Below are 20,192 nucleotides of genomic sequence, written 5' to 3'. Positions count from 1 at the left end.
AAAAGTGGAGATCCAGCATTTATTCGCTTTTCGTTTATACTACTGCCGTTAATTTTTTTTAGGATTTGCTAGAAAGTAAGACAAACATAGAAATCTCTAGTAAAATAAGCAAGAGCCATTTTGTCTATTTTAGACAAAATCAAAAAAGGAGGAAGGAACCTATGACAGTAACTGCTGAAGTTATCGTTGATGTACCAACGATGCAAACCGATCAACCATTCACTTATCAGGTTCCTTCTGAACTTGAAGAAGCTATCCAAATCGGTATGCGCGTGGAAGTGCCCTTTGGTAATGGGAACCGTCATGTGCAAGGTTTTGTGATGACGGTAAAAAAAATGGATAGGAACAACACGCAGGAATTAAAAAAAATCATCCAGATCCTAGACTTAGCGCCGGTGGTGAATGAAGAATTACTCTTACTCGCGGATTACATGAAGACAATTACGTATGCATTCAAGATCACTTGTTTGCAAACGATGCTTCCAAGTGTCATGAAAGCGGAGTATGAAAAGCAAATTTATCCGCTGGTCGCACAAAAAGACGTCTTGGATCTTTTTAATGGGCGAGAAGAGATTTCTTGGAAAGAAGCAACTGAACAAGGTATCTTGTCGCAATTGATCCGCTGGCGTCAAGAAAAACTAGTGGATATCAACTATGAAGTCCACACAAAAAACAAAGTGAAAACGATCCGAATGGTCCACTCTGATTTAACGAATGAACAAATCGACAGCGAATGGGGAAAATTGAGACAAAATGCGAAGAAACAAAAAGAATTGTTGCTTTGCTTGGCGGAACAAACACAACCAGAAACGGTTTCTTATTTCAAAGAAAGAGGGATCAGCACAGCTGTTTTGAACCAAGGAAACGAAAAGGGCTGGTTGCACTTTGAAGAAGTGGAGAGCTACCGTGATCCTTACAAACATCGTACCTTTGATCAGACAACTGCTTTAAAACTGAATGAGGAACAACAATATGCGGTGGATCGGATCATTGACGCAGGCAAAAGCACGAGTAGCCCAACTTTTCTGTTAGAAGGTATTACGGGGAGTGGCAAAACAGAAGTGTACTTGCAAGCAATCGCTGAAGTCTTGTCACAAAAGAAAACCGCAATCATGCTTGTGCCTGAGATCGCGTTGACCCCACAGATGGTCGAACGCTTCAAGGGACGGTTTGGTGAATCTGTTGCTGTTTTGCATAGCGGGCTTTCTCAAGGAGAGAAGTATGATGAATGGCGTAAGATTGAACGAAATGAAGCACAAGTCGTAGTCGGTGCCCGTTCGGCTATATTTGCTCCGTTAGAAAATATTGGATTGATCATTATCGATGAAGAACATGAATCCAGTTATAAGCAAGACGAGACTCCACGTTACCATGCGAGAGATCTAGCAATCTGGAGAGGAAATTACCATCATTGCCCAGTTGTGCTAGGAAGTGCAACGCCTTCTCTAGAATCACGTGCTCGTGCACAAAAAGGCGTATATGAATTGCTCCGGTTGAATCAACGCGCAAAATCATCTGCGCAATTACCATCGATCGAAATCGTCGATATGCGAAAAGAGATGCAAAAAAATCATGTATCGACATTCTCTAGTCAATTACAAGAAAAAATACAAGATCGATTGGCTAAAAAAGAACAAACGGTGTTATTACTGAACCGTCGCGGTTACTCCTCCTTTGTGATGTGCCGAGATTGTGGGTTTGTCTTACCTTGTCCTAACTGTGATATCTCATTGACTTTGCATATGGACACTCATTCGATGCGTTGCCATTATTGTGGCCATGAAGAACCGATTCCGCACCGTTGTCCAAATTGTGGCGGCAATAAGATCCGTTACTATGGAACAGGAACGCAGAAAGTAGAAGAAGAGCTACAAGAACTTTACCCTCACGCCCGTATTTTGCGAATGGATGTAGATACAACAAGGAAAAAAGGGGCACACGAACGAATTCTGCAAAAATTTGGACAGAAGGAAGCAGACATTTTGTTGGGAACGCAGATGATTGCGAAAGGATTAGACTTTCCAGATGTGACGTTAGTAGGTGTACTCAATGCCGACACTTCACTCAATCTTCCAGATTTCCGTTCAAGTGAACACACTTTTCAGTTGTTGACACAGGTTTCTGGTCGAGCAGGTCGAGCAGAAAAAGCGGGTGAAGTGATTATCCAAACGTTCAATCCGCAACATTATGCCATCGAGTTAGCAAAAGAACAAAATTATGAACGATTTTATCAGCAAGAAATGAATGTGCGGCACCGCAGCGGGTATCCACCTTACTACTTTACGGTGAAGATCACGACGAGCCACCAAGAAGAGCAAGTGGCAGCAAAAAAAATATTTGAGATCTTCAACCAGTTGAAACAGACATTAGGACCGAAAAGTTTATTACTAGGCCCAGTACCAAGCACGGTTTCCCGTGTGAAAAACCGCTATTACTATCAATTGATCATTAAGTACAAACACGAACCTAATTTGGAAAATGTGTTAAACCAAATTTTGAATCAAAGCCAAAAAGAACAACGCCAAGGATTATTTGTTGCAATCGATAATGAACCACTACATTTTATTTAAGAGAGGTACAGACATGCGCTATCCCATATTGATCCACCCCAACGATAAATTGAAACGAGTAGCTCAGCCAATCGATGTCATCACAGATGAAACGGTTGCACTATTAGATAATCTTTATGAAACGATGGTCGCCAATGATGGTATCGGTATTGCCGCACCCCAAGTAGGAAAAAACAAACGAATTGCGGTTGTTGAAGTCGATGAAGGAGATAAGTTTGAGCTGATCAACCCAGAAATCATCGAAGCAAAAGGTGAAAGTATCGATGTGGAAGGCTGTTTAAGCATTCCGCATGTATACGGAACAGTCAAACGTGCTGATGAAGTGACTGTACGCTATTATGATCGTGAAGGCGAAGAAATCGAAGTGACTGCTTTTGGTTACTTAGCACGCGCTTTTCAGCATGAGATCGATCATTTAGATGGTGTACTGTTTGTAGAGAAAATGATCGAACAAATACCAGAAGCAGAATTAGAAGACTATATGGAGGAGCATCTGAATGACTAAACTAGTATTTATGGGTACCCCTGCTTTTTCAGTACCGATCCTTGAAGGATTATTAGCAGAGGGATATGAAGTGGTAGCGGTAGTGACCCAACCAGACAGACCAGTGGGGCGAAAAAAAATAATCACGCCATCCCCGGTCAAAGAAGCAGCTGTGAAACATGGACTGCCTGTTCTTCAACCAGAAAAAATCTCCGGCTCAGCGGAAATGGAAGAAATCATTGCTTTGCGACCAGATGCCATCATTACTGCTGCATTTGGCCAATTCTTACCAGAAAAATTATTGCAAGCACCTATATTTGGCGCTATCAATGTCCATGCCTCATTATTGCCTAAATATCGAGGAGGAGCACCTGTACATTACTCGATTATAAATGGGGAGAAAGAAACAGGTGTCACGATCATGGAAATGATCAAAAAAATGGATGCTGGCGGCATCTATGCCCAAGAAAGTTTGCCAATCACAAAACAAGATGATGTCGGCACGATGTTTGAAAAACTTAGTGTTTTAGGGAAAACATTATTGTTAAAAACATTGCCTGATATTTTAAACGGCACAATAAAGCCGCAGCCTCAAGATGAAGCGAATGTAACTTTTTCACCAAACATTACGCGCGAACAAGAAGCCATTGACTGGAATAAAACAGCGGAAGAAGTGGATAATCAAGTACGAGGCATGCGTCCTTGGCCAGTTGCATTCACGACCTATGAAGGTACACGTTGGAAGCTTTTATCTGTGGAAGTGCTTGATGAGACAACAACTGAAGCACCTGGAACGATCATCCAAAAAGACAAAAAAAATCTTTGGATCGCTTGTGGTGGAGGAACAGTTTTGGCTATCAAGGAGTTACAGCCAGCAGGTAAAGGAAAACAAGTAATTGCTGAATTCTTGAATGGTAGCGGACAGCATGTAGAGATTGGACAGCAGGTGAAATAATGGCAAAGATACCTAAAAAAATGAAAAAATCAGTACGTTACATGGCGCTGATAACACTTGAAAGAGTCAATAAAGGCGGCGCTTATTCCAACTTGTTGCTGAATGAAATGATCAAACAGAGCGACTTGAACTCGAAAGATATCGGCCTTTTTACAGAGCTGGTCTATGGGACTATCAGTCGCCAACGTTTATTAGAATTTTATGTTGCACCTTTTATTGCCAAAGCAAAGAAAGTGGATGACTGGGTCAAGACGTTGCTTTATTTATCTGTCTATCAACTGGAATTTTTAGATAAAGTACCTGCCCACGCCATTTTTAATGAGGCAGTAGAAATCGCTAAGACGAAAGGCAATCCTGGTACGGGAAAATTCGTCAATGGAGTCTTACGAAGCTACCAACGACAAGGAAAACCAGATGTTGAAGCAATCAAAGACCCCGTTGAGCGTTTAGCGACAATGATCAGTTTGCCACTATGGCTGACGAAACGATTGATTGAACAAGTGGGTTATGAGGAAACAGAAAAATTGGGGCATTCTTTGTACCAGCCTAGTCATGCGAGTGGCCGTGTGGATACGAGAAGATATGCAAGGGATCAAGCTATCTTGACGTTACAAGCAGAAGATATCTCTGCTACAGCAAGTATCGTCAGCCCTTACGGAGTAGTCGCTGAAAAAGGGCATCTAGCATCTAGCTCGCTGTTTCACGATGGCGTCATGACGATCCAAGATGAGAGCTCTATGTTGGTTGCTCCAGCAATGCAAATCGAGCCCGAACATCATGTTTTAGATGCCTGTGCAGCACCTGGCGGGAAAACAACGCATATTGCTACCTTTTTAGATCCGACTTGTGGCGGAGAAGTGACTGCTCTTGATGTCCACGAACATAAAGTAAAATTGATTGAGGAAAATGCTGAACGCTTAGGAGTATCATCTGCGGTGTATGCACAGACAATGGATGCGAGAGAAGTTAAAGAGCAGTTTTCTTCACAAGAATTTGATCGTATCTTAGTAGATGCTCCTTGTTCAGGCCTTGGTTTACTTAGAAGGAAACCCGATATCCGCTACAAAAAAAATGCCAAAGATCTAGCCAATCTTCCGAAAATCCAATTAGAGATTTTGGAAAGTTGTGCAACTGTGTTAAAATCTTCTGGAATATTGACATATAGTACATGCACTATCTTGAAAGAAGAAAACCAAGAAGTAATTGCCGCTTTTCTAGAACGGCATCCAGATTTTGAAAAGATTGATGTTTTAATTGATCCTGTGCTACAATCATCAGTCGAAGATAAAATGTTGACCTTATATCCACATCAATTCTATACAGATGGGTTTTTCATTTGTTGTTTGCGTAAAAAGTAATGAGGTGAAAGAATGCAGATTGAATATCAATCAGATGTAGGAAGACGACGTAATACGAATCAAGACTATGCTAGTGTGTTCACGAATCAAGAAGGAATCAAACTAGCGATATTAGCTGACGGAATGGGCGGCCATCGTGCGGGAGATATTGCCAGTCAGATGGCTGTGCTGAACTTAGGAAATGCTTGGGAAGAACAAGACTTAACGGACGACGAAAAAATCGCTCAGTGGTTCATCCAAGCAATCCAAGAAGAAAATGCACTTATCTATCAAAGAGGACAAGAACAACCTGAATACAATGGAATGGGAACCACTATAGTGGCTGCAGCTTTATCTGAAGAACGATTTACGATTGCACATGTTGGCGATAGCCGTGCGTATCTCATTCGTGATGGCAAGATCATTCAGCTGACAGAAGACCACTCTTTGGTGAATGAACTCGTAAAATCTGGGGAAATCAGTGAAGAAATGGCTGTCAATCACCCTCGAAAAAATATTTTGACTCGCTCGGTTGGTATGCCGGGAACGGTAGAAGTTGATGTTTCGACATATATTTGGCAATTGAAAGATCGTCTTTTATTGTGTTCAGATGGTTTGACCAATATGTTGTCGGAAGAAATGATCGAGACAATCGTTAATCAAGAAGGAACATTGTCTGATAAAGTGACGGAACTTATCAATCAAGCAAATGAAGCAGGCGGAGCAGATAATATCACCGTTCTTCTAATCGAATTTAAGGAGGACGCAGCATGATCGAACTAGGTAAAAAGCTGAACGGTCGATATCAAATCACTGGAAATATCGGTAGCGGAGGCATGGCAAATGTCTTTTTAGCTCATGATTTGATCTTGGACCGTAATGTAGCAGTAAAAGTATTACGATTCGATTTTCAAAATGACCAAACAGCTATTCGTCGCTTTCAGCGTGAAGCACTAGCTGCGACTGAGTTGGTCCATCCGAATATCGTCAGCGTCTATGATGTAGGCGAAGAGGACGATATGCAGTATTTGGTGATGGAATATGTGAAGGGAATGGATTTAAAAAGATATATCCAGACACATTATCCTGTTCCATATGAAACAGTAGTCAACATCATGCAGCAGATTTTATCAGCGATTTCTTTAGCACACAGTCATCAAATCATCCATCGAGATCTAAAGCCACAAAATGTATTGATCGATAATGAAGGTGTCGTGAAGATCACCGACTTTGGGATTGCGATTGCTTTATCTGAAACATCGATCACGCAAACGAATACGATGCTTGGATCGGTTCATTATTTATCTCCTGAACAGGCGAGAGGAAGTATGGCCACTAAGCAGTCAGATATTTACGCGTTAGGGATCATTCTTTATGAATTACTGACAGGTAGCGTTCCATTTGATGGTGAGTCCGCGGTAACGATCGCGTTGAAACATTTTCAAGATGAATTGCCTTCGATCAAAGCTTTAGATCCTGCAATACCGCAAGCTTTAGAAAATGTGGTGTTGAAGGCGACGGCTAAAGAACCAGCAGATCGCTATAAGACAGCAGAAGAAATGTCAGATGATCTTGCGACAGCATTATCACCGGCACGTGCAAATGAACCAAAATGGCAACCACAAGTCATGGATAACGAAACGAAAATACTCACACCATTGACAGAAGATACACCAATGCCAGAGTCATTCAAATCCATGCCGCTACCAAAAGAAAAAACAGAGGAGCAACCTTCCGTTCCAGAAGATGAAGCTCTTCCAGATGTAAAAACAAAAAAACGAAAAAAATGGTGGATCATTCTACTCGTGATTTTAGCTTTACTAGGGATCGGTACAAGTATTTTCTTTGCTTCAGGCGGACGAGGGGAAGTTGTCATTCCTGACGTCTCTGGATTATCGGAAGCTTCCGCAAGAGAAACATTGACGAAAGCCAAATTAGTAGCAGCTACCAAGACAGAAGAGATCGCTGATGACAAGATCGAAGAAGGCGACATAGTCAAAACAGATCCTGCAGCAGGAACAACGGTCAAACAAAACCGAGAAGTAACTCTTTACGTAAGTAGCGGGAAGAAAAAAATCAAATTAGATGATTATACCGGTATGAGTTACGATGAGGCAAAAGAAAAGCTGACAAAACTTGGTTTTTCTTCTAGTTCGATTGAAAAAGAAGAAGAATTCAGCGATGAAGTCGATAGTGGAGAGATTATTTCTCAAACGCCAGATAAAGGCTCAGAAGTAGATCCAGAATCAGATACGATTTCATTTAAGGTAAGTAAAGGGCCAGAAACAGTATCGCTACGCAGTTATGTAGGAGAGCCTTATGAATCTGCCTTCAATTCACTTCTTGCAACAGGTTTTATTGCTAGCAATATAGGTACTAGTTATGAGCCTAGTGATACTGTGCCAAGTGGTGCAATTATCAGTCAAACACCAGAATTGGGTGAAGTCGTACCAGGACAAACGTATATTAGTTTTAGGGTCAGTCAAGGACCTGATACAAAGACGTTGGATGATATTTCAGGCTATACGAAAAGCGATGCACAAAGCTATTTAGCAGGGATTGGTGCAGAGTATATCGGACATGAAACGTATGAATATTCTCCTACAGTGGAAAAGGACAAAGTGATCCGGACTGTTCCTGGTGTAGGGGCGAAAGTCGCTAAGGGAACAATTGTCAATGTGGTATATTCAAAAGGACCTGATCCTGCATCTTCAAGTTCTAAAGAAGAATCATCTGACAGTAGTTCAAGCAGTTCAAGTAGCTCAAGTTCAAGTAGTTCAAGTTCATCAACGGAAAATAGTACAAGCAGTAGTGAAACTAGCGATAGTTAGAGCCATCTGCAAAAGAGCGTGGGACAAAAGTAAGAAACACTTTTGTCTCATTCTTTAAAAACGAATAAACGGTGGGAGCAGAATCATCTCCTTCGGAAATAAGCCGGAATTCACAAAAATTTGAAAAGCAATTTTCGTGAATTCCTTCTTATTTCTCGGAGTTAAACACTTCTGTCCCAACCTCAATCTAGTTTTAGAGGCTGAGATATCTCCATATCTCAGCCTCTTTTTTAGCTATAAAGAAAGTAAAAACCCACAAGGAAAAAAGTTGTCATCTTCACGTTGATGATAGCGAACTTCACGAACCAGCCCCCTTAGACAGTAAAAAAATTGAAAGAAATTTGAAAGTTAATTTGTTCAGATTTTTGTCGCATACTTTAAAAACGAATAAACGGTGGGAGCAGAATCATCTCCTTCGGAAATAAGCCGAAATTCACAAAAATTTGAAAAGCAATTTTCGTTAACTTCTTCTTATTTCTCGGAGTTAAACACTTCTGTCCCAACCTCTTTCTAATTTACAGAAGTTTATCAGAGGAACCCCACATGATTTTTCTTTCCTGTGGTAAAATAAGGAAAAATGGAGGTGGCATAACATCAAAGGACAAATCAGAAAAGCAATCAGCGGATTCTACTATGTATATGCTGACGGTGAAACCTATCAAACAAGGGGAAGAGGGAATTTTCGTAATCGGAAAATCACCCCATTAGTTGGCGACCAAGTGATATTTGAAAGTGAAAACAAAACAGATGGGTATTTACTAGAAGTAATGCCTCGTAAAAATCAATTGGTACGCCCCCCAGTAACTAATGTTGATCTAGGCATCGTTGTCACTAGTTTAGTTGAACCTAATTTTTCTTATAATTTATTGGATCGTTTTTTAGTGTTGTTGGAATATGAGTCAATTGAGCCCGTCATTTATCTGACTAAAACAGACCTGTCGCCCAATGATCCTAAAATTGCTGAAATCAAGCGAGTCTACGAAAAAATCGGGTATCCGGTGATTGTGCCAAAACACCCAAATGACACAGCTGAATTGGTGCGTTATTTCCCAGAACGGCTATCTGTTTTTATGGGACAATCTGGTGCCGGAAAATCAACATTGCTAAATCAGATTTCGCCAGAATTGAATTTGGAAACTGGTGAGATCTCTGACTCATTAGGTCGAGGAAAGCATACGACAAGGCATGTAGAACTTTTGCCTTTATATGATGGTCTCGTAGCGGATACACCAGGATTCAGTTCAATCGATTTTTTGACCATTGAAGCGACGGAACTACCGAAACAATTTCCTGAGTTTGTAGAAGCAGCGCACCATTGTCGTTTTAGAGAGTGTATGCATGCCAAAGAACCAGGGTGTGAAGTCAAGAAACGTGTAGAATCAGGCGAGATTGCGCAAACACGATATGATGATTATTTGCAGTTCTTGCAAGAAGTAGAAAATCGTAAACCAATGTATTCAAAAAAAGAAGGTAAACGAAAATAGGAGGAAATCTTGATGAAAATAGCACCATCTATCTTAAGCGCGGACTTTGCTAATTTACAAAGGGATATCGAACTAGTTGAAAAAGGAGGAGCAGATTATATCCATGTGGATGTCATGGACGGACAATTTGTTCCTAATATCACATTTGGACCGAATATCGTCCAAGCGATTCGTCCAATCACAAAATTGCCATTAGATGTCCATTTGATGATCGTTGATCCGGAAAATTATATCCCGGCATTTGCTAAAGCAGGTGCAGATATCATCACAGTGCATGTCGAAGCCACACATCATATCCATCGTGCCTTGCAAATGACGAAGGACCTAGGAGTCAAAGCAGGAGTGGTCATCAATCCAGGAACACCTGTATCAATGATCAAACACGTTTTATCCATTGCAGACCAAGTTTTGGTTATGACGGTGAATCCAGGTTTTGGCGGACAAAGCTTTATTGAGGAAACGGTAGAGAAGATTTCGGAATTACCCGATTTACGCCAACAAAACGATTGGCATTATACCATTGAAGTTGATGGCGGGATCGTACCAGAAACGGCTAAAATCTGCCGAGATGCAGGTGCGGAGATTTTTGTTGCAGGTTCATATGTGTATAATTCTGAAAATCCAGTAGGACAGATCGAGCAATTAAAAGAGGCGTTGAAATAAGATGGACATCTTGTTGGTAGCAGGAGGATCACCTAAAGAGTGGCCAGCATTGAAAGAAAAATATGACCAGTATATTGGGATTGATCGAGGGGCTCTTTATCTTATCCAACATGATTTTCCTTTGGATCTTGCAATCGGCGATTTTGATTCGTTGGATCCTCTAGAAAAAGAGCATGTAAAGAAGGCGGCCGTAGATCTGATCCAAGCTCCTGCGGAAAAGGATGATACAGATACGCAATTAGGTTTGTCGAAAACGCTGATGCTTTACCCTGAGGCAACGATCACGCTGATTGGGGCAACTGGCGGTCGGATCGATCATTTGTTAGCCAATCTTTGGTTGCCTTTAGAGCCACGTTTCAAGTCCCATGCGCAACAATTGGTCATAAGCGACCGGCAAAATTATCTGACTTTTTATTTGCCAGGTGAGCACAGCATTACACAACTTCCTGAAATGAAATATCTTGCATACTGTTGTTTGACACCTGTTACGCAGTTAGCAATCAGAAAGAGCAAGTATGAGTTGGAACCGACCGATGTTTCACAGCCGACTTCCTATGCCAGTAATGAATTCATTTCAGATACGGCTGAATTCTCCTTTTTAGAGGGAGTTGTAGCAGTTATTCAAAGTAGAGATTGAGGCTAGTTCAAGTCGCTGTGATTGGAAAAATGACAGGGTAAATTAATTGCTAAAAAAAAGCTTAAGAGAGGTGTCTTACCTTTTGTTTCGCCTCGATTAGTGATAAAATTGAGCGTAAGAGTCTAATTAATTCGAGGTGTCTTTGTGAAGAAGTTCAATCCTAATAAAAATATTATAATTACCTTAGTTATTGTTATCATTGTTGTAACGATAATAAGTGTGACCGCTGCCCAACGAGCGAATGAAGGAAAGCCTAATTTCTTCCAGTCCGTCGTGAATGACAGTGTATCATTCGTTGATCGTGCAATCTCAGCGCCCGTAAGATGGGTGGAAAATGGGGTTGATTCTGTCCATAACCTGTTTACTACTTATTCTGAAAATGAGCGTCTTAAAGAAAAGATCGACAGTTATGACGAAGTAGCATTAAAAAACAAAAATTATCAAAAGGAAATCGAAGCACTGAAAAAAGAACTTGAATTGAACCAGACATTGGCTAGCTACGAAAAAGTAACAGCAAATGTCATTACACGTTCACCGGATACTTGGCAAGATATGCTGATCGTTGATAAAGGATCAAAAGATGGTATTGAAGTCGATATGGCGGTCATGTCCCAAAAAGGACTGATCGGTCGTGTGATCGAAGTGAACAATGCTTCTTCTAAAATTGAGTTGCTGACTTCATCCAATGAAAGCTCTAATCATTTTCCAGTACGTGTCTCTTCTTCTAGTGGCGAGGCGTTTGGGTTGTTGAAAAATTATGATGAGAAGACACAAGCTTTAGTGGTCACTCAGCTGACTGGCGATACAAATATCAAAGAAGGTGACGTAGTACAGACTTCTGGACTAGGCGGAAACTCACCAGCAGATCTGCCGATCGGTACAGTGGTCAAAACGAAACCGGACAGTTTTGGATTGGATCGAGAAGTATACGTTAAACCTTATGCCGGTATGTATGATATATCAGTGGTGACGATCGTACAAAGGCTAGTGGAGGAATAACCGATGCTAAAAAAAGAGACAATGAAATACTACCTGCCTATCGTATTGTTCCTATTGATGTTGATTGATGGGCATTTGACACGAATGTTCGTTGAGTGGTCAAAAGGGGATTATATGGCTAGTGCGCATTTTCTGATTTTAGCTTTATTATTTTGCAGCCAAAAATTCCCGAAACGCTATCTACTGATTACGACGATCATCATAGGAGCCATATTTGATGCGTATTATATAGGGGTGATCGGGATCTATGCAGTTGCTCTCCCTCTAATGGTATTTATCATGTATGGAATGAGTTCGGCGATCCACTTCAATATCTTTACAGAATTTTTTAGTACGATCATCTTTGTTACCAGCTATGAATTGTTTACTTTAGCTGTCCAATTGATCTTCAAATTAGTTTCTGTAAATAACACCTATTTTATCACGAGATACTTAGGACCGACTTTATTGTTGAATATGATCATTTTTGCTATCTTTGTTTTTCCTTTTAAGAAATTATTCAGTGATGAATAATTTCTTTTTTTATACTTGTTTTTTGAAATATTCTGATATTTTTTAAGATAACACTTGTAACTTACAGTTTTGTCATGTTAATAGTTTATTTTGAAATGTTTTTGTAACATAACTATTATCTCCTTGACATACTGCTATGGTACAATTTTGTTATCGTTAAGAAAGACTTAAATATATTTAGATATTTATTAAATTAAGCCAGTCGGAGGAATGAAGAGTGAAAAAAAGTTTAATATCAGCAGTAATGCTAAGTTCAATCGCTTTAACTGCCGTAGGATCACCGATCGCTGCCGCGGCGGACGATTTTGATTCACAGATACAACAACAAGATCAAAAAATTGCGGATTTACAAAATCAACAAGCAAGTGCACAATCACAAATCGAAGCATTAGAAGGACAAGTTTCTTCTATTAACGCAAAAGCACAAGATCTATTAACTAAACAAGACACATTACGTAAAGAATCTTCTCAATTAGAAAAAGAAATTGCAGATTTACAAGAACGTATTGAAAAACGTGAAGCAACAATCCAAAAACAAGCACGTGAAACACAAGTTAAAAACACAAGTTCAAACTACATCGACGCTGTATTGAATGCTGATTCATTAGCTGATGCTGTTGGTCGTATCCAAGCGATGACATCTATCGTCAAAGCGAACCAAGACTTAGTAGACCAACAAAAACAAGATAAACAAGCTGTAGAAGATAAAAAAGCTGAAAATGAAGCAAAACAAAAAGAATTATCAGCAAACCAAGCTACTTTAGAATCACAAAAAGGTGATCTATTAGCTAAACAAGCTGATTTAAATGTATTGAAAACTTCATTAGCTGCTGAACAAGCAACTGCAGAAGATAAAAAAGCTGACTTGAACCGTAAGAAAGCAGAAGCTGAAGCAGAGCAAGCACGTATCCGTGAACAAGCTCGTTTAGCAGAACAAGCGCGTCAACAAGCTGCACAAGAAAAAGCTGAAAAAGAAGCACGTGAACAAGCCGCTGCACAAGCTGCACAATCACAAGCTGCGTCTTCTGCTTCAACAACTGAAAATTCATCAACTGTTCAATCTTCAACAACTGAAAATTCATCAACTGTTCAATCTTCAACAACTGAAAACTCATCCTCATCTGCACAATCTTCAAGCTCAAGCTCAAGTGCAGTAGTGACTCCTGGGTCTTCATCAACAACTGAAGAATCAACAGTTCCAGAATCTTCAACTTCAACAACTGAAAATTCATCAACTGAGTCTTCTACTACTGATTCATCAGTAACAGAAAGTACAACAGTTCCTGAATCTTCAACACAAGAAACAACACCAGCTACGCCAACTACACCATCAACACCGGCAACATCTAACAATGGTTCAACTGGCAATGGCGGTACACCAAACAACACAGGTACTGTTGTTACACCTCCTACAACACCATCAACACCATCAACACCTTCTGGTAGTGTAAATGGTTCTGCTATCGTAGCAGAAGCTTACAAATACATCGGTGTTCCTTATGTTTGGGGCGGTAAAGATCCAAGCGGTTTTGACTGTTCTGGTTTCACAAGCTATGTTTACAAACAAGTAACTGGCCGTGACATCGGTGGTTGGACAGTTCCTCAAGAAAATGCTGGAGCTAAAATCTCAGTTTCTCAAGCAAAAGCTGGAGATTTGCTATTCTGGGGTTCACCTGGTGGAACTTACCACGTAGCAATTGCTTTAGGTGGCGGACAATATATCCACGCACCTCAACCAGGTGAAAGTGTTAAAGTTGGCTCAGTTCAATGGTTTGCACCTGATTTTGCAGTAAGTATGTAAGAATTGATAAAGAGTTAGTCTATGAAAATAGATTAACTCTTTTTTTGTTGTGGATTTTATACACCAAAAAGAGCATGAGATAAAGGTGTTGATTTATCTCATGCTCTAAGTTTAAAACAACGATAGCAATAGAAGAAATCTCTTTGAAAAGATAAGTCATACTCTTAAAGATTATGACTGCTTTTTAAGAGTTGTTTCTTATCTCTAGGGAGTCACTAGTGCTAGGTTTGTTTGAAAGGGTCTTTCCTTTGCTGACTGATTTTCCTTAGAAACTGTCAAACGTTAATCTGCAGGTTGATACGTTAGGTCAGTACGCCACTACTCCAAAATGATGAAATTGACTCAAGTATAAAATTGAGATAGAATGTGGACCAATAGAAACTGTCAAAGAAAGCATACATGAAAAACTGTTTGAAATAAAAATAATGTTTTAGCCAACTGGTATGACTAGAATTATTAACATGAATTGGAGGTGTAATGTGTGGAAACTAGAGATATTTCGTATACATTAAATGGCGTTACAATCAAGGTGAGAAGTTGTGGTTTTCTGATAAATGACGAGATGATATTGGTGCATAAAAAGAAATACGACGATTTTTATGCGTTGGTTGGTGGCAATGTAAAACTAGGGGAGAGTACTGAGGAAGCGATTCATAGAGAATTTGGCGAAGAATTAAATATTTCAATAGAAATAAAACAATTGGTTTGGGTAGTTGAGAACTTTTACACATACGATAGTAAGAAAGTCCACGAATTTATGTTTGTATATCTTATTGATACCAATAATGAATTACCTACTGAAACTTTTGAGATGAATTCAAACATATTCTCGTGGTTTTCAAAATCAGAATTAAGCAAAGTTACTTTAAAACCTAATTTTCTAAACCATACTGATGACTTGATTCCAAATTCTACAATGCATATCATCAACGTAGATTCAAATAATGAGTGATAGCATAAAAATGAGGGAACTTTCGGAATGATGGGAACCTTTGTTTCTTGATTCTTTGTTAGATAGTGCTATTTTGAATTAAATCATGAAGAGGTCGAGACAAAAATCATTTAGGTTTGAGAAATTGGAGAGAAAAATGAGCAATACGCTTTTTGTATTGCTCGTTTTTTTTGAGATTTCCGAAAAAAATGACTTTTGGATGCCGTTTACTCGGGAATCTGTAGCAAAACTGATTTTTAGATTTGTCCCGCATTCTTTTTTATAAAAAAGATATTTAGCATGCTTATGGGACAAAAGTAAAAAACACTTTTGTCCCATTCTTTAAAAACGAATAAACGGTGGGAGCAGAAGCAACTCCTTCGGAAATAAGCCGAAATTCACAAAAATTTGAAAAGCAATTTTCGTTAATTTCTTCTTATTTCTCGGAGTTAAACACTTCTGTCCCAACCTCCATGCTAAATATCATAGACTCAATACGTTTATCTCATATTCTACGTTTAAAATAGTGATAAGATTAGCAGGGAACTCTTCGGAAAAATAAGTGGCATTCTTAAAGAGTCCGTTCGGATTTTTTTGAAAGTTCTTTCTTGTTCTTAGAGATTTACTAGTGCTAATCTGGTTTCAAGTGATAAAGTCCTTATTTTGTAAACTCTTCTGATAGGTCCATAAATTCTTGGATATCTTCTAGGACCATATCGATTCCTGCTTGCCAGAAATCTGGTTTTGTTAGATCGACATCTAAATGTTTTTGTGCTAGTTCTTCTGTTGTCATAGAAGCAGTATCACGTAGCAAGTTGATGTACTCTTGTTCAAAACTTGTTCCTTTTTTATTTGCATAGGCATAGATACCTAAACTAAACAAGTAACCAAAAGTATAAGGGAAGTTGTAGAAAGGTACGTCATCAATGAAGAAATGTAATTTAGCTGCCCAGAAATAAGGATGATAAGTAGCTAATGCATCTTGATAACCTTCTTTTTGTGCTTCCACCATCATTTTTGTGATTTCATCTTCTGAAACTAATCCAGCTTGACGGGCAGTATAGAAGTGATTTTCAAAAATGAAGCGAGAATGGATATTCATGAACATAGCTAGGGCATTTTGCAATTTCGTATCAAGCAGATTGATTTTTTCTTCTTTTGTTTTCGCTGCTTTTAAAGTTGCGTCAGCTACGATCAATTCAGCAAATGTACTAGCTGTTTCAGCAACGTTCATTGCATAATCGCGATTCAACGTTGGTAGATCCCACATCACGCTGCTATGGAAAGCATGGCCTAATTCATGTGCCAGTGTTGAAACTTCATTGATTGAATTACTGTAAGTCATAAAGATTCTAGATTCTTGTGTTTCAGGAAGTTCCGTACAGTATCCTCCTGGGCGCTTGCCGGGACGATCCTCTGCTTCGATCCAGCTCTTTTCAAAAGCTGATTTAGCAAAAACGGCCATCTTAGGACTGAATTTTTCAAAGTTTTCAATGATGAATGCAGCTGCTTCGTCAAAAGAAAAAGTTTTTTCCTCTAGATCACCCAAAATGATTGGAGCATCTTGGTCTTGCCATTCCATTTTTTCTTTACCGAAAAGGTTTGCTTTTCTTGTTAGGTAGTCCGCAAGTGGTTGTTTGTTCTTTTCAATTGTTGCCCACATCACATCAAGTGTTTCTTTTTTCAGGCGATTGTACTCCAATGGTTTTTGTAAGTAATCCGTCATATCATGAAGTTTGTAAGTCGATAAGCGGAAGCCGTCTAAATGGTTCAAAGTATCTGTTAGTAATGGTGCTTTTTCCTGCCAAGCTTCTTCCCATGCGATGAATAATTTTTCGCGGACAAGAGGATCAGGATCACCCATCATTTTGTTAAAAGCTTGTCCAGCAGATAGTTGTGTTATCTTGCCATCTTCTTCAAATGGGATCACAACTGTTCCAACGATTGTATCGTAATGGCTGCTCCAAGCATTCAAGCCGTCTAATGAAAGTGTATTGATGATTGTTTCTTCAGATTCAGAAAGTAAACGATCGCCATCTCTTCTAATTTCGTTCATGCGAAAGGCAATAGGAGCAATTTCAGCTGATTGTAGCAATTCTTGCCAATTATTGTCAGATATTTCTGCAAATTTATTCGATAAAATAGTTTCAGCAGATTGCCAACGAGGTAAAAATGAGTATAATTTTGCTGATAAAATTTTTGCTTTAGAATCTTTGACGTTTGCAGACAGTAAAGCGGTGATGTAGCTATTACATTGAGAAAAACCATTTGTCACAGTCTCTTGCAATTTTAATAGTGCCACTAATCCATTGTTAGAATTTGCGGAAAAATGCCATTGGCTGGTTTGTGTGTAAAATTCTTGAATCTGTGCTTCTAGTTGTTCTAATCGTGCGTTTAGTGCCTCGGAATCGCTGCCTCCAGCAAAAATCGAGTCTAAATCCCAGTTTAGTGAATAAGTCATGAAAAAACTCCCTTCGTTTTATAATACAATCATTAGTATATCATTATTTTACTGTTTAAGTCTTTAGAAAAAAATTGTTGTTTGTAAAAAAAAGAGCTATGATAAATGACAGAGGTGACTTATGAATTCAATCAAAAAGCAAATGAAGAATGGCAACTTTTATCTAGTGATTGCACTGTTGATCGTGCTTGTCCTGTTTTATAGCTCCTCACAGACTTATGGACAGCAGTCACAAGTTTCAAGAATCGATGAATGGTTGCCAAATCAACCGTTTAAAGCTGCATGGAGTGGGATAAGCTTTACTTACGGTGGAAGTATCGTTAGCATCGATCATTTAGGCTACAGTAAATTTGTTGAGTTTTTTATTCGCAAAGGGGCACACTTTGGCACTTATTTTATTTTAGGTGGTAGCTTGTTTTTAGGTGTATATCCTAAATTGAAGTTATGGGGATTGACAGCTATTTTAGCTTGGCTTTCAGCAACCGGCTATGCAGGTCTAGATGAATTCCATCAAATGATTACTGGTGGCCGTTCGCCAATGTTCCAAGATGTGATGCTTGATTCTATGGGAGCCTTAACTGCAATTGTGATCTGTCTTGTTATTGGCTTCTTTAGGAAAAAATAAGCAAAACTTGTGGCTTAGACTTTGAATTTTCAGGGAGAAAGACTAGAATAAGAGTACATGACTAGTAAGAAGGAGGAGTCAACATGTCAGGACATAGTAAATGGCATAATATCCAAGGAAGAAAGAATGCCCAAGATGCGAAGCGAGGAAAAATATTCCAAAAAATTTCTCGAGAAATTTATATGGCAGCTAAAGCAGTTGGACCTGACCCGGCGATGAATCCAGCTTTACGTTTAGTTGTGGACAAGGCGAAAGCCGCAAACATGCCGAATGACAACGTCGATCGGGCCATTAAAAAAGCAACAACTACCGCTGATGAAGTGAATTATGATGAAGTGACATATGAAGGGTATGGGCCGGGTGGCGTAGCGATTTTAGTCCATGCTTTGACGGATAATCGAAACCGAACAGCGACAAATGTGCGAGTAGCTTTCACCCGTAATGGTGGTTCATTGGGAGAAACAGGTTCTGTGGGCTATTTATTCGATCGTAAGGGGTATCTTGCTATTGAACGCGCTGGACTGACGATTGATGAAGATGCTATGCTAGAGAAGGTCTTGGAAGTTGGTGGAGAGGATTTGCAGATTTCACCAGAAGTTTTTGAGATCTATACAGCCCCTGAAGATTTTGCAAGTGTACGAGATCAACTAGAAGAAACATTTACGCTTGCACAGGCAGAACTAACAATGATTCCTAAAACTACAGTTGTTTTGAGTGAAGAACAACGTCAAAAGTTAGAGAATCTAATTGAAAAATTAGAGGATGACGATGATGTGTCTGAGGTGTTTACTTCTGTTGAAGATGAATAAAAAGCGATGAAGCGTTAGCTGTAATCAGTATTTCTTTGATAGTTAGAGGTTGGGACAGAAGTGTTTAACTCCGAGAAATAAGAAGAAATTAACTGAAATTGCTTTTCAAATTTTTGTGAATTTCGGTTTATTTAAGAAGGAGTTGCTTCTGCTCCCACCGTTTATTCGTTTTTAGGGAATGAGACAAAAGTGTTTCTTACTTTTGTCTCATTCTCTTTTTGTGGTTTTGAATCATGGTCATCTTTGGTAATGTCTATCAACGGCCGGATCTAGCGGGCTGAGCGTTGCGTTTTACTTGGGGGTATTTTGCAGCAATTTTACGAGCAGTTTTGACTTGGTCTACTCCACTATGTAATTCTTTTGTTTTCTTATCCAGTATGTTGCTTGCTCCAGAGATATCTTCTTTCATTTGGTTTATTTCTTTTTTTAAGGTTTTGACCACTTTTTCAAGATGTGGAATTGATTTGTCAGCTATTTTAATTTCGGTTGATAAGGCTTCAATCATAAGTTGGTTTGAATGTAAATTTTTTTCTTTTAAATGAAGTTCCTTTGTTAAAGTGTTATAAGGGCCTTTAAATAATTTATGTAAAAAACTTTTTTCTCTTTTTGCTATTTTTTCTTTGATCGTTTGAATATCTTCTTTTGTAGTCGCTACTTTTCCCTGAAGTTTTTCCTTGTCGGTAATTTTTTCTTTTCTAGAATCCTGAGAACTTTCTAATTTTTTACTGATTTGATGTAGCTTATTTTCTTTTGTAGTAAGGTCATCTGAAATTTTATATACTTCAGCCTTATAGCGTTCGATATCTGGTTTTTCATTTTTCATGTAATTTTTTATAGGTTCTCCAGCGATAAGTTCCTTAAGACTTTTTAAGTTGGTTGCTTCACTTATGCCTTCCTTTCGTAAATTTGCTTCGTTTTGTTTCCTACTGCTTTTTTGTTCCATCATAGTTACATCCTCCTAATAATATAGTTACAGAGTAACATGGTTTGAATAGAGTGAAGTTCCATAAATTTATGGCTAGAAAATTTTTTGTACCTATAACGTATTTAATAAGTGATCCGCTACAAAAATGAGAAGAGGCACGGTTATTT

17 protein-coding genes are annotated in these 20,192 nt (G+C 39.0%); 15 read left to right on the top strand and 2 right to left on the bottom strand.

What is annotated here, in order from left to right:
- The first annotated feature begins 161 nt into the window (after window positions 1-161).
- From priA to ED2_RS07740, 13 genes are all read left to right on the top strand, one after another.
- Window positions 162-2,570, top strand: a complete 2,409-nt coding sequence (gene priA, locus ED2_RS07800; protein ID WP_016177756.1) for a primosomal protein N' — start codon at window positions 162-164, stop codon at window positions 2,568-2,570.
- 13 nt (window positions 2,571-2,583) lie between these two features.
- The gene (def, locus tag ED2_RS07795) at window positions 2,584-3,075 is read left to right on the top strand and encodes a peptide deformylase (RefSeq protein WP_005875145.1); all 492 of its coding nucleotides are present in this window, start codon (window positions 2,584-2,586) and stop codon (window positions 3,073-3,075) included.
- Entirely contained in the window at window positions 3,068-4,009 is a 942-nt protein-coding gene (gene fmt, locus ED2_RS07790) for a methionyl-tRNA formyltransferase (protein WP_005875147.1), read from the top strand. Before def ends, fmt begins: the two co-directional genes overlap by 8 nt.
- Window positions 4,009-5,367, top strand: coding sequence for a 16S rRNA (cytosine(967)-C(5))-methyltransferase RsmB (rsmB, locus tag ED2_RS07785; RefSeq protein WP_016177755.1), 1,359 nt, complete (start codon window positions 4,009-4,011; stop codon window positions 5,365-5,367). Before fmt ends, rsmB begins: the two co-directional genes overlap by 1 nt.
- 12 nt (window positions 5,368-5,379) lie before the next feature.
- On the top strand, window positions 5,380-6,120 hold the full coding sequence (locus ED2_RS07780) for a Stp1/IreP family PP2C-type Ser/Thr phosphatase (RefSeq protein ID WP_005875151.1): 741 nt from the start codon (window positions 5,380-5,382) through the stop codon (window positions 6,118-6,120).
- Window positions 6,117-8,177, top strand: a complete 2,061-nt coding sequence (gene pknB, locus ED2_RS07775) for a Stk1 family PASTA domain-containing Ser/Thr kinase (RefSeq protein WP_016177754.1) — start codon at window positions 6,117-6,119, stop codon at window positions 8,175-8,177. Before ED2_RS07780 ends, pknB begins: the two co-directional genes overlap by 4 nt.
- A 593-nt stretch (window positions 8,178-8,770) precedes the next feature.
- Window positions 8,771-9,661, top strand: a complete 891-nt coding sequence (rsgA, locus tag ED2_RS07770) for a ribosome small subunit-dependent GTPase A (RefSeq protein WP_034865769.1) — start codon at window positions 8,771-8,773, stop codon at window positions 9,659-9,661.
- A 12-nt stretch (window positions 9,662-9,673) separates the two neighbouring features.
- Window positions 9,674-10,324: a ribulose-phosphate 3-epimerase gene (gene rpe / locus ED2_RS07765; protein WP_060789742.1), complete on the top strand. Its 651-nt coding sequence runs from the start codon at window positions 9,674-9,676 to the stop codon at window positions 10,322-10,324.
- Between the two features lies 1 nt (window position 10,325).
- Window positions 10,326-10,961 carry a thiamine diphosphokinase gene (locus ED2_RS07760; RefSeq protein ID WP_016177751.1) on the top strand — a complete coding sequence of 212 codons (636 nt, stop codon included), beginning with the start codon at window positions 10,326-10,328 and terminating at the stop codon, window positions 10,959-10,961.
- Between the two features lie 144 nt (window positions 10,962-11,105).
- Entirely contained in the window at window positions 11,106-11,960 is an 855-nt protein-coding gene (gene mreC, locus ED2_RS07755) for a rod shape-determining protein MreC (RefSeq protein ID WP_005875161.1), read from the top strand.
- A gap of 3 nt (window positions 11,961-11,963) precedes the next feature.
- On the top strand, window positions 11,964-12,473 hold the full coding sequence (gene mreD, locus ED2_RS07750) for a rod shape-determining protein MreD (protein WP_005875162.1): 510 nt from the start codon (window positions 11,964-11,966) through the stop codon (window positions 12,471-12,473).
- A 217-nt stretch (window positions 12,474-12,690) separates the two neighbouring features.
- Window positions 12,691-14,274 carry a C40 family peptidase gene (locus ED2_RS07745; protein ID WP_016177750.1) on the top strand — a complete coding sequence of 528 codons (1,584 nt, stop codon included), beginning with the start codon at window positions 12,691-12,693 and terminating at the stop codon, window positions 14,272-14,274.
- A gap of 481 nt (window positions 14,275-14,755) precedes the next feature.
- The gene (locus tag ED2_RS07740; RefSeq protein WP_005875164.1) at window positions 14,756-15,226 is read left to right on the top strand and encodes an NUDIX hydrolase; all 471 of its coding nucleotides are present in this window, start codon (window positions 14,756-14,758) and stop codon (window positions 15,224-15,226) included.
- 637 nt (window positions 15,227-15,863) lie between these two features.
- Here ED2_RS07740 and ED2_RS07735 read toward each other — a convergent pair.
- Window positions 15,864-17,666, bottom strand: coding sequence for a M3 family oligoendopeptidase (locus tag ED2_RS07735; protein WP_005875165.1), 1,803 nt, complete (start codon window positions 17,664-17,666; stop codon window positions 15,864-15,866).
- A gap of 121 nt (window positions 17,667-17,787) precedes the next feature.
- Between ED2_RS07735 and ED2_RS07730 the strand changes: the two genes are divergently transcribed.
- Window positions 17,788-18,291 (top strand): VanZ family protein, encoded by a 504-nt coding sequence (locus ED2_RS07730; RefSeq protein ID WP_016177748.1) that lies wholly within the window; start codon window positions 17,788-17,790, stop codon window positions 18,289-18,291.
- 83 nt (window positions 18,292-18,374) lie between these two features.
- Window positions 18,375-19,100 (top strand): YebC/PmpR family DNA-binding transcriptional regulator, encoded by a 726-nt coding sequence (locus tag ED2_RS07725; RefSeq protein WP_016177747.1) that lies wholly within the window; start codon window positions 18,375-18,377, stop codon window positions 19,098-19,100.
- Window positions 19,101-19,356: 256 nt separating this feature from the next.
- Here the strand turns inward: ED2_RS07725 and ED2_RS07720 are convergent, their stop codons facing one another.
- Complete coding sequence (locus ED2_RS07720) at window positions 19,357-20,046, bottom strand: hypothetical protein (protein WP_005875168.1); 690 nt, start codon at window positions 20,044-20,046, stop codon at window positions 19,357-19,359.
- Window positions 20,047-20,192: the final 146 nt, after the last annotated feature.

This window comes from Enterococcus durans NBRC 100479 = LMG 10746 (genome assembly GCF_001544215.1).
Classification (GTDB): Bacteria; Bacillota; Bacilli; order Lactobacillales; family Enterococcaceae; genus Enterococcus_B; species Enterococcus_B durans.
The sequence above is the reverse complement of the archived record's forward strand: the minus strand, read 5'-3'. Positions and strand labels throughout refer to the sequence as shown.